1 protein-coding gene is annotated in these 12,448 nt (G+C 76.9%); it reads right to left on the bottom strand.

The annotated features are described in order from the left end of the window. Positions 1 to 111 precede the first annotated feature (111 nt). Positions 112 to 12,318, bottom strand: coding sequence for a type I polyketide synthase (locus LCD31_RS26360; protein WP_224962437.1), 12,207 nt, complete (start codon positions 12,316 to 12,318; stop codon positions 112 to 114). Positions 12,319 to 12,448: the final 130 nt, after the last annotated feature.

Raw genomic sequence — 12,448 nt, forward strand, 5'->3', positions numbered from 1 at the left:
GGACAGCGTTTTCTCCTGTGGCGGAGCCACCGGTGAAAACGATCCCGCAGCGAGGAGGGCGCTGAGGTTCCGCCACCCGCCCCCAACGCAGAACGAGTTCGACAGACCCCCTCAAGACAGCTCGTCGTCGAGCATGTGGAAGATGTCCTCGTCGCTGGCCTCGTCGAAGCTGAACTCCTCGGAGGTCTCCCCACCGCGCAGCGCACTCCACTTGCTGCGCAGCACGTCGAGCCGTCCGGTGACCTGCTCGTGCAGCTCCTCGTCCACGTCGAGCCCGTCGAAGGCCCGGTGCAGCCGGTCCAGTTCGGCCAGCAGCGCCGCCGCCCCACCGCGTTCCGGGGCGAGTTCGCCGAGCAGGTGCTCGACGAGCTCCGCCGGGGTCGGGTGGTCGAACAGCAGGGTGGCGGGCAGCCGCAGTCCGGTCACCGCGCCCATCCGGTTGCGGTACTCGACGGCGGTGAGCGAGTCGAAGCCGAGGCCCTTGAACTCGTCGTGCGGTTCGATGCCCGCCGCGTCGGCGTGCCCGAGGACCTGGGCGGCGTGGGTGCGCACCAGTTCCAGCAGGGTGTCGCGGCGCTGCGGTCCGGTCTGGGCGGCGAGCGCCGCGGCCAGGTCCTCGCCGGTGCTCGCGGTCCGGCGCGCCGGGGTGCGCAGCAGGCCGCGCAGCAACGGCGCCGGGTCGTCCTGGGCGCGCAGCGCGGCCAGGTCGAGCCGCACCGGCGCGGGCACCGGGTCGTCCGCGGCGAGCGCCGCGTCGAACAGGGCGAGGCCGAGTTCTTCGCCCAGCGGCGGGGTTCCGACGCGGGCCAGCCGCGCGGTGTCCCGCTCGTCGAGCGCCCCGGCCATGCCGTTCTCCCACGCGCCCCACGCCATCGAGACGGCGGGCAAGCCCCGTTCCCGGCGGTACCGGGCCAGCGCGTCGAGGTAGGAGTTCGCGGCCGCGTAGTTGCCCTGACCGGCGGTGCCGACCATCCCGGCCACCGAGGAGAACAGGGCGAACGCGATGAGCTCGTGGTCGCGGGTGGCCTCGTGCAGGTGCCAGGCGGCGTCGACCTTCGGCCGCAGCACCGCGTCCAGCCGGTCCGGGGTGAGCGAGTCGAGCGTCCCGTCGTCGAGCACGCCCGCCGCGTGCAGCACCGCGCGCAGCGGCCGGTCCGCCGGGATCCCGGCGAGCAGCGCGTCCACGGCGGCCCGGTCCGCGAGGTCGCAGGCGGCGAGTTCGGCGTGCGCGCCGAGTTCGGCCAGTTCGGCGACCAGCTCGGCGGCCCCCTCGGCGTCGGGTCCGCGCCTGCTCGCCAGCAGCAGGTGCCGCACCCCTCGACCGGCGAGGTGCCGGGCCAGCACGCGGCCGAGTCCGCCGGTGCCGCCCGTGATGAGCACGGTGCCGGTCGCGTCCCAGCCGACCGGCTCGGCCGGTTCGGCCCGCACCAGCCGCGGCACGCGCGGTGCACCGTCCACGAGGGACACGTGCGGTTCGCCGACGGCCAGCGCCCGCAGCACCGCGTCGGCGGTGACCGTCCCGGTGCCGAGGTCGAGCAGCGCGAACCGGCCGGGGTGTTCGGTGGCGGCGGTGCGCACCAGCCCGGCCGCGGCGGCGGCCGCGAGGTCGGCTTCGCGGGTGACGAACACGAGCGTCCCGGCACGCTCGGCGGCGAGGTGCTCCCGCACCAGGTCGAGGACCTGCCGGGTGCGGGCGTGCGCTGCGGCGGGCTCGTCGCCGCCGTCCAGCGAGCACAGCACCGTCCCGGCCGCGTCGCCGGGGCGCTCGTGGTTCTCGGCAGGCCGTCCGGCTGCGCGGAACAGCTCGGCCAGTCCGAACGGGTCGGGTCCGGCCAGCGCCGGGACCTCGGCGGGCGCACCGGTGGTGGCGGGTTCGGCCCAGTCGCGGCGGAACAGCGAGTCCCGGCCGATGCCTCGCCGCACCGGTGCGGCTTCCCGGGTGCGCAGCGCTTCGACGGTCGCGACGGGCGCCCCGGCCGGGTCGGTCAGGGCGAGGCGCAGCGCCTCCCCGTCGCGGGTCAGCCGCACCCGCAGCGCGCGGGCGCCGGTGGCGTGCGCGGTGACGCCGCGCCACTCGAAGGGGAGCTCGCCGTCGCCGGAGCCGGTGCGGATCGCCGCGTGCAGCGCCGCGTCCAGCAGCGCCGGGTGCAGGCCGTAGCCCGCGACGTCCACCTCGGCGGGCAGGGCGACCTCGGCGAACACCGCGTCCGCGTCGCGCCAGGCCGCGCGCAGCCCCCGGAACACCGGTCCGTAGTCGAAGCCGAGGTCGGCGAACCGCTGGTAGCAGTCGGCCACGTCGAGCGGTTCCGCCCCGGGCGGCGGCCAGGCACCGAGCTCGGCCGGTTCGCCGGTGGCCGGGGCGAGCGAGCCGGTCGCGTGCAGCCGCCATTCCGGCTCGCCGTCCTCGCGGGCGTGCACGGTGAGCGCGCGGTGGCCGTCCGCGTCCGGGGTGGCGGCCGCGACCTGCACCTGCACACCGCCGCGCGCGGGCAGCACCAGCGGTGCGGTGAGGGTGAGCTCCTCGACGCGGTCGCAGCCGGTCTCCTCCCCCGCGCGCAGCGCCAGCTCCAGCAGCGCGGTGCCGGGCACCAGCGCGGTGCCGCCGACGACGTGCTCGGCCAGCCACGGGTGGGTGCGGCGGGACAGCGTGCCGGTGAACAGCGCGGTCCCCGCCTCGGCGAGCTCCACGGCGGCCCCGAGCAGCGGGTGCCCGGCGGCGCGGAGTCCGGCGGCGGCGACGTCCCCGGCCGGTGCGGGCGGGGTGTCCGGCCAGAACTCCTGGTGCTGGAACGGGTAGGTGGGCAGGTCGACGCGGCGCGCCCCGGTCAGCACCGCCCGCCAGTCCGGTTCGGTGCCGTGCATCCGCAGCCGGGCGAGCGCGGTCAGCACCGCCGGTTCCTCGGGGTGCCCGGCGCGCAGCGCGGGGATCAGCACCGCGTGTTCGGGGGCGGTGTCCCGGGCGAGGGCGGTGAGCACCGCGTCCGGCCCGAGTTCGAGGAACGCGGTGGCGCCCCGGTCGGCCAGGTCCTGGACGGCGTCGGCGAATCGGACGGGCGCGCGCAGGTGCCGCACCCAGTGCTCGGCACCGAAGTCCCCGGGATCCCCGCTGGTGGAGGTGATCGGGAGCTGGGGGCTGCGGTAGGTCAGCCCTGCCGCGACCGCGCGGAACTCGTCGAGCACCGGGTCCATCAGCGGCGAGTGGAAGGCGTGCGACACCCGCAGCTCGGTGGTGGTGCGGCCGAGCCGCCGGAAGTGCGCGGCGACCTCGGTGACGGCGTCGGCGGTGCCGGAGAGCACCACCGATCCGGGGCCGTTGACGGCGGCGACGCCCAGTTCGCGCTCGCGGCCCGCCAGCAGCGGCAGCACCTCGTCCTCGGCGGCCTGCACGGCGGTCATCGCGCCGCCGGCGGGCAGCGCCTGCATCAGGCCACCGCGGGCGGCGACCAGCGCGGCCGCGTCCGGCAGGTCGAGCACGCCGGCGACGTGCGCCGCGGTGATCTCCCCGATGGAGTGCCCCGCGAGGTGGTCCGGGCGCACGCCCCAGGATTCCAGCAGCCGGAACAGCGCCACTTCCACGGCGAACAGCGCGGGCTGCGCGAACTCGGTGCGGTGCAGCAGGTCCGCGTCCTCACCCCACAGCACCTCCCGCAGCGGGCGCGGCAGGTGCGGGTCGAGTTCCGCGCACACCGCGTCGAGCGCGTCCGCGAACACCGGGAACCGGGCGTGCAGCTCGCGGCCGGTGCCGAGGCGTTGCGCGCCCTGGCCGGTGAACAGCACGGCGAGCCCGCCGCGACCGGCGCGTCCCTCGACGGTGGCGGCGTCGGGCGTCCCGGCCGCGAGGGCGCGCAGAGACCGGGCCGCCGACGGACCGTCCGCGGCCAGCACCGCGGCCAGCCGGTCGAACCGGGACCGGCCGGTGGCCAGCGAGAACGCCAGGTCCGCCGGTTCGGCGGCGGCGTCGTCGAGGTGGTCGGCGAGGCGGCCGGCTTGGGTGCGCAGCGCCTCCGGGGTCTTCGCGGACAGCACCAGCGGCACCGGGCCGGCCGGGAGGTCACGCTCCGGCGGCGGCGCGGTGGCGGGCTGTTCGAGGATGGTGTGCACGTTGGTGCCGCTGATGCCGAACGAGGAGATCGCGGCGCGGCGCGGCCGCCCGGTCTCCGGCCAGTCGGCGGGTTCGGTGAGCAGCCGGACGGATCCGGCCGTCCAGTCCACTTCGGACGACGGGCTGGTCGCGTGCAAGGTGCGCGGGAGGGTGCCGTGCCGCATGGCTTGCACCATCTTGATCACGCCCGCGACACCGGCGGCGGCCTGGGTGTGCCCGAGGTTGGACTTGACGGATCCCAGCCACAGCGGGATCTCCCGGTCCTGCCCGTAGGTCGCCAGCAGCGCCTGCGCCTCGATCGGATCACCCAGCCGGGTTCCGGTGCCGTGCGCCTCCACCACGTCCACGTCCGAAGTGGACAGACCGGCGCTGGTCAGCGCCTGCCGGATCACCCGCTGCTGCGACGGCCCGTTCGGCGCGGTGAGCCCGTTCGACGCCCCGTCCTGGTTCACCGCGCTCCCGCGCAGCACCGCGAGGACCTGGTGCCCGTGCCGCTCGGCGTCGGACTGCCGCTCCAGCACCAGCATCCCGACGCCCTCGGCCCAGCCGACCCCGTCCGCGTCCTCGGAGAACGCCTTGCACCGCCCGTCCGCGGACAGTCCGCGCTGCCGGGAGAACTCGACGAACGCCGCCGGGGTGGACATCACCGTCACGCCACCCGCCAGCGCCAGCGAGCACTCCCCCGCCCGCAGCGCCTGCGCCGCCCAGTGCATCGCCACCAGCGAGGACGAGCAGGCCGTGTCCACCGTGACCGCCGGGCCCTCCAACCCGAAGGTGTAGGCGACCCGACCGGAGGCGATGCTGCCCGCGCTGCCGTGCCCCTGGTAGCCCTCGTGCTCCGCACCGGTCAAGGTGTCGCTGTAGTCGTTGTACATCACCCCGGCGAACACCCCGGTATCGCTGCCGCGCAACGAGACCGGGTCGATGCCGGTGCGTTCCAGGGCCTCCCAGGAAGTCTCCAGCAGCAGCCGCTGCTGCGGGTCCGTGGTGAGCGCCTCGCGCGGGCTCATGCCGAAGAAGGCCGGGTCGAACTCGGCGGCGCCGTGCAGGAAGCCGCCGCGCCGCGTCGAGGACGTGCCCGCGGCATCCGGGTCCGGGTCGTGGAGGGCGTCCAGGTCCCAGCCGCGGTTCTCCGGGAAGCCGGAGGTCGCGTCACCGCCCTCGGACACCAGCCGCCACAGGTCCTCCGGCGAGGACACCCCGCCCGGATAGCGGCAGGCCATGCCGACGATGACGATCGGATCGCCGTCGACCGCGCGGGCCCGCACCTCGGCCGGCGCGGTCTCCTCCTCCCCGAGGAGTTCGGCGAGCAGCCTGGTGGTCAGCGCGGTCGCCGTCGGGTGGTCGAACACCAGCGTCGCGGGCAGCCGCAGCCCGGTGTCGGCGGCGAGCCGGTTGCGCAGCTCCACCGCGGTCAGCGAGTCGAACCCGAGGTCCTGGAACGCCAGTCGCGGGTCCACCTCCCCGGCGGTGGCGTGCCCGAGCACCGCGGCGATCTGGCCGCGCACCAGCTCCAGCACCTGCCGGTGGCGCTCCTCCGGGGCGAGCCCGGCGAGCCGCTGCACCAGGGTCGCCGACCCGGCGGCCACCGCACGCCGCGCGGGCGCGCGGACCAGGCCGCGCAGCAGCCCCGGCAGTTCCTCCCCGCCGCGCAGCGCGGCGAAGTCGAACCGCACCGGGAATGCGACCGCCTCGTCACCGCCGGTCGCCGCGTCGAACAGGGCCAGCCCCCGTTCCTGCGACAGCGGCGGGATACCGGAGCGCTCCAGGCGCCGCCGGTCCACTTCGGACAGCGTTCCCGCCATGCCGCCGGACTCGACCCACGGGCCCCAGGCCAGGGACACCGCGGGCAGCCCGGCCGCGCGGCGGTGCGCGGCCAGCGCGTCCAGGAAGGCGTTTGCCGTCGCGTAGTTCGCCTGCCCGGCCGAGCCGAAGGTGCCCGCCAGCGAGGAGAACAGCACGAACTCGGCGACATCCCCGCACAGCTCGTGCAGGTGCCAGGCGGCGTCCACCTTCGGCCGCAGCACCGCGTCGAACCGCTCCGGGGTGAGCGAGTCCAGCACCCCGTCGTCGAGCACCCCGGCCGCGTGCACCACCGCGCCCACCGGATGCCGGTCGAGCAGCGCGGCCAGCGCGTCCCGGTCGGCGACGTCGCAGGACTCCACCTGAACATCCACTTCGGACAGTTCGGCGCGGAGCTCCTCGGCGCGGCCGGTGCGGCTGACCAGCAGCAGCTCCCGCACCCCGTGCTCGGCCACCAGGTGCCGCGCCACCGCGGCGCCGAGGCCACCGGTGCCGCCGGTGATGAGCACCCGGCCGCAGGACGCCCAGGACGTGCCCGGTCCGGCCGTGCCGGTGGCGAGCCGTCCGACGTGCGGGACTCCCGCGCGCAGCACGCGCGGTTCGGGCGACCACTCGGCCGCCGCCCGCAGCGAGGCCGGGTCGTCGTCGAGGTCGAGCAGCCCGACCGCCGCGCCCGGGTCCTCCGCCTGCGTCGCGCGGACCAGGCCGTGCACCGCGGCGGCGGCGAGATCGCGCACGTCCTCGGCGCCGTCGCGGGCCACCGCGCCCCGGGTCACGAACACCACCCGGGAGTCGCGCAGGGCGGGCTCCCGCAGCAGCTCCAGCACCCGGGCGGCGAGCTCGCGCACCGATCGCGGGACGTCCGCGCCACCGGTGAGCGGGACCAGCACCAGGGCGGATTCTCCTGGTACGCCCAGTGATTCGGGCACGTCGGCGGGTTCGGGCACGTGCCGCGCGGCCACGCCCGCGGCGCGCAGCTCGGCGGCGAAGTCCGCGGAGCCCAGCACCACCACCGACGGCTCAGCGGCACCGGGCTCGGCCTCGGTCCACCGCAGCCGGTACAGCCCGTCCTGCGCGGCCGCCGGCCGCCCCGCGCCCGCGCGCAGCACCAGCGATTCCACCGACACCACCGGTGCCCCGGCCGGGTCGACGGCGGCGATCGACACCTCGTCGGGGCCGGTGCGGGCGATCCGCACCCGCAGCGCCCGCGCGCCGGTGGCGTGCAGCGCCATGCCCCGCCAGGTGAACGGCAGCGCCCCGGCCGGCAGCTCGCCGAGCAGCGCCGCCGCCTGCACGGCCGCGTCCAGCAGCGCCGGGTGCAGGCCGAACCCGGCGACGCCGGTCTCCACGGGCAGCTCCACCTCGGCGAGCACCGCGTCCTCGTCGCGCCAGGCGGCGCGCAGGCCGCGGAACACCGGACCGTAGTCGAAACCGGCCGCGGCGAGTCCGTCGTGGAACCCGTCCAGCTCGATCGCCGTGCCCACGCCGGTCGGCGGCTCGACGCGGGCACCGCCGCCGGTGAGCACGCCGGTGGCGTGCCGGGTCCAGTCGCGGTCCGCGCCGTCGTCCGGGCGGGAGTACACCTCCACGCCGCGGCGCCCGTCCTCGTCGGCGCCGACCCACACCTGCACCCGGACCGCCGCCCGCTCCGGCAGCACCAGCGGCGCGAGCAGCGTCAGCTCGTCCACCCGGTCGCAGCCTGCCTCGTCCCCGGCGCGCAGCGCCAACTCCGCGAACGCGGTGCCCGGCACCAGCACCGCACCGCGCACCACGTGCTCGGCCAGCCACGGGTGGCTGCCGGTGGAAAGCCTGCTGGTGAACAGGAACCCGTCCTCGTCGGCGCGTTCCACGGCAGCGCCGAGCAGCGGGTGCCCGGCCGAGCTGAGCCCGGCGGCGCGCACGTCACCGCCCCCGGCGGCCGGTTCCGGCCAGTACCGGCGGTGCTGGAACGCGTAGGTCGGCAGCTCCACCTGCCGCGCGCCGGGCAGCAGCGCCGCCCAGTCCGGTTCCACCCCGCGCACGTGCAGCTCGGCGAGCGCCGCGCGCACCGCGTCGGTCTCGGCGCGGTCCTTGCGCACCAGCGGGACGGCGACGGCGGTCGCGTCCAGCGAGTGCTGCGCGAGCACGGCCAGCGACCCGTCCGGGCCGATGTCCAGCAGCGTCGTCGCGCCCAGCGTCACCAGTTCCCGCACCGCGTCGGCGAAGCGCACCGCCTCGCGGACGTGCCGCACCCAGTGCTCGGGGTCGCGCACCTCGTCCCGCCGCCCGGTCAGCGCGGACACGACGGGGATGGTCGCCGGATGGTGGGTGAGCCCCGCCGCCACGGCTCGGAAATCGGCGAGCACCGGGTCCATCAGCGGCGAGTGGAAGGCGTGCGAGACGCGCAGCCGCGTCGAACCGGGGAACCGCTGCTCGACCTCGGCTACGGCGCTGTCGGCACCGGAGACCACGACCGCTCCGGGACCGTTGACGGCGGCGATCCCGATGTCCGCGCGCCCCTCGACGAGCGGGGCCACCTCGGCTTCGGCGGCCCGCAGCGCGCTCATCGCACCGCCCGCGGGCAGCGCCTGCATCAGCCGGCCGCGGGCGGCGACGAGCCGGGCCGCGTCGGGCAGCGAGAGCACGCCCGCGGCGTGCGCGGCGGTGATCTCGCCGAGGGAGTGCCCGGCGACGTGGTCCGGGCGCACGCCCCAGGACTCGACGAGCCGGAACAGGGCCACCTCGACGGCGAACAGCGCGGGCTGGGCGAACTCGGTGCGGTTCAGCAGGTCCGCGTCCTCGCCCCACATCACCTCCCGCAACGGGCGGGACAGCCGCGGATCCAGCTCCGCGCACACCGCGTCGAGCGCGTCCGCGAACACCGGGAACCGCGCGTGCAGCTCACGGCCCATCCCGAGCCGCTGCGCACCCTGCCCGGCGAACAGGAAGGCGAGCCCGCCGTCGGCGACCCGGCCCCGCACCACCTCGGGCCCGCCTTCGGCGACGGCCCGCAGCGCCTCCAGGGTTCCGACGGGTTCGTCGGCGAACACCACGGCGCGGTGGTCGAACCCGGTGCGGGCGGTGGCCAGCGAGTAACCGACGTCGGCGGGATCGGCACCCGGGATCACGTCCAGGTGCTCGGCGAGCCGGGCGGCCTGCGCGCGCAGCGCCGGTTCGTCGCGCGCCGACAGCACCCACGGCACCGCACCGATCGCGGGCCGGGGCCGGTCGGCGGGCACCGGTTCCGGTTCGGCCTGCTCCAGGATGACGTGGGCGTTGGTACCGCTGATGCCGAACGAGGACACCCCGGCACGGCGCGGCCGGTCGTGCTCGGGCCAGCGGCGCCGCTCGGTGAGCAGTTCCACCGCGCCGTCCTCCCAGTCCACGTGGGGGGACGGCTCGTCGGCGTGCAGGGTGGCGGGCAGGGCGCCGTGCCGGATCGCCTGCACCATCTTGATGACCCCGGCGACCCCGGCGGCGGCCTGGGCGTGGCCGAGGTTGGACTTGACGGATCCCAGCCACAGCGGGATCTCCCGGCCCTGACCGTAGGTGGCCAACAGCGCTTGGGCCTCGATCGGGTCGCCCAGCGAGGTACCGGTGCCGTGCGCCTCCACCGCGTCGACGTCCGAAGTGGACAGTCCGGCGCTGGCGAGCGCCTGCCGGATCACCCGCTGCTGCGACGGCCCGTTCGGCGCGGTCAGCCCGTTCGACGCCCCGTCCTGGTTCACCGCGCTGCCCCGCAGCACCGCCAGCACCCGGTGCCCGTTCCTGCGCGCGTCGGAGAGCCGCTCCAGCACCAGCACGCCCACGCCCTCCGACCAGCCGACGCCGTCGGCCGCGGCGGAGAACGAACGGCAGCGCCCGTCCGGGGACAGGCCGCGCTGCCGGGAGAACTCGACGAACGTGCTCGGCGTGGACATCACCGCGACGCCTCCGGCCAGCGCCAGCGAGCATTCCCCCGCCCGCAGCGCCTGCGCGGCCAGGTGCATCCCGACCAGCGAGGACGAGCAGGCGGTGTCCACCGTGACGGCGGGGCCCTCGAAGCCGAACGTGTAGGACACCCGGCCGGAGGCGACGCTGCCCGCGCTGCCGCTGCCCTGGTAGCCCTCGAACTCGGTGCCCGCCAGCAGCGTGCCGTAGTCGTTGTACATCACCCCGGCGAACACGCCGGTCCTGCTGCCGCGCAACGACGTCGGGTCGATGCCGGCACGTTCCACGGCCTCCCAGGACACCTCCAGCAGCAGCCGCTGCTGCGAGTCGGTGGCCAGCGCCTCCCGCGGGCTCATCCCGAAGAAGCCGGGGTCGAATTCGGCCGCGCGGTGCAGGAATCCGCCGCGGCGGGTGTAGGAGGTGCCGGGGTGGTCCGGGTCCGGGTGGTACAGCTCGTCCAGGTTCCAGCCGCGGTCGGCCGGGAAGTCGGAGGTCGCGTCGCCGCCCTCGGACACCAGCCGCCACAGGTCCTCCGGCGAGGACACCCCGCCCGGGTAGCGGCAGGCCATGCCGACGACCACCACCGGATCGTCCACGACCGGCGGCAGCACCTCCTCGGGGGTGGCGGCGGTGGTGGCGCCGAACAGCTCCTCGGCGACGAACCCGGCCAGCGCTTCGGCGTTCGGGTGGTCGAACACGGCGGTCGCGGGCAGCCGCAGCCCGGTGGCCGCGTTGATGCCGTTGCGCAGCTCCACCGCGGTCAGCGAGTCGAAGCCGAGTTCCTGGAAGGCGCGCCGCGGCTCCACGGCGGCCGCCCCGGAATGCCCGAGCACGGTGGCGACCTGGCCGCGCACCAGGTCGAGCAGCGCGGTGGCGCGCTCCGCCTCCGGCAGCGCGGCGAGCCGGTCGCCGAGCGCGCGGGCCACGCCGGTCCCGGCTCCGGCCCGGCGGGTGCGGGTGCGGATGAGGCCGCGCAGCACGCTCGGCACGTCGCCGCGGGCGCGCAGCGCGGGCAGGTCCAGCCGCGCCGGGAGCACCACCGGTTCACCGGCGCCCACCGCCAGGTCGAACAGGGCGAGCCCCTGCTCCACCGGCAGCGGCGGCATCCCGGAGCGGGCCATCCGCTCCCGGTCGGCGTCGCTGAGCCCGCCGGTCATGCCGTCCGCCGCCCACGGACCCCAGGCCAGCGAGGTCGCGGGCAGCCCGGCGGCGCGGCGGTGCTGGGCGAGCGCGTCGAGGAAGGCGTTCGCCGCCGCGTAGTTGCCCTGCGCGGGCGAGCCGAAGGTGCCCGCCAGCGAGGAGAACAGCACGAACGCGTCGAGGTCGTGGGTGAGCTCGTGCAGGTGCCAGGCGGCGTCCACCTTCGGCCGCAGCACCGCCGCCAGCCGCTCCGGGTCCAGCGCGTCCACCACGCCGTCGTCGAGGACGCCCGCGGTGTGCACCACGGCGCCCACCTCGTGCCGGTCCAGCAGCCGCGCCACCTGCTCGCGGTCGGCGACGTCGCAGGCGGCGACCTGCACGTCGGCGTCCATCGCGGTGAGTTCGGCGACCAGCGGCACCACGCCGTCGGCCTCCCCGCCGCTCCTGCTGACCAGCAGCAGCCTGCGCACGCCGCGGTCGCGCACCAGGTGCCTGGCGACGGCGGCACCGAGCCCGCCGGTGCCGCCGGTGATGAGCACCTGCCGGTCCGGGTTCCAGCCGGGCGCGGTCCCGGTGGGAGCGCTCAGCCGCGCGAGGCGGGCGGCGGCGAGCACTCCGCAGCGGATCCGCAGCTGCGGTTCAGCGGCGGCGACGGCCCGGGCGAGCAGGTCCGGGTCGGGGGTCGCCGAGTCGAGGTCGAGCAGCCCGAACCGGCCGGGGTGCTCGCGTTCGGCGGTCCGCACCAGGCCCCACACCGCGGCGGCGGCCGGATCGCCGCCGGTGGTGGCGTCCCGGGTGACGAACACCAGCCGGGCCGGGTCGTCGGCGGCGAGGTGCTGCTGCACGGTGTCGAGCACGTCCCGGGCCAGCTCGTGCGCGGCCTCGGGCCCGGTCCCGGCGGGTTGCACGGGCAGCAGCACCACGTCCTGCCCGGCGGGGACGGCGGCGGCGCGCAGCGCTTCACCGACGCCGAAGTGGTCGGCCCCGGCGGCGGTGGCGCTCACCCCGCCCGCGCTCGCGCGGATCGGGGTCCACTCCAGCCGGAACAGCGCGTCGCGCCCGGCGGCGTCGACGGCGTCCTCGGGTTCGCGCAACGTCAGCGCGGCGATCGAGGCGACGGGGGCGCCGGTCTCGTCGGCGACGGCCAGCGACACCACGTCCGGTTCGACCGGGGTGATCCGCACCCGCAGCGCGGTGGCGCCGGTCGCGTGCAGCGACACCCCGTCCCAGGTGAACGGCAGGCCGCGGCGCACCCCGTCGAGCTGCGCGATGGCGTGCAGGGCGGCGTCGGCGAGCGCGGGGTGCATCCCGTAGGTGGCGGCGTCGGCGAGGGCCGGTTCCGGCAACCGGACCTCGGCGCACACCTCGTCCCCGCCCCCCCCCCCCCCGGGCCGCCCCCGGGACAGCGGGGGGGGCCCGCCCCCCGCGGGGGGGGGCGCGGGGGGGGCGCCCCCCCCGGCCCCCCCGGCCCCCCCCCCCCGCGGGCCCCCGGGG

It is taken from the genome of Saccharopolyspora sp. 6M (assembly GCF_020176775.1).
GTDB lineage: Bacteria > Actinomycetota > Actinomycetes > Mycobacteriales > Pseudonocardiaceae > Saccharopolyspora_C > Saccharopolyspora_C gregorii.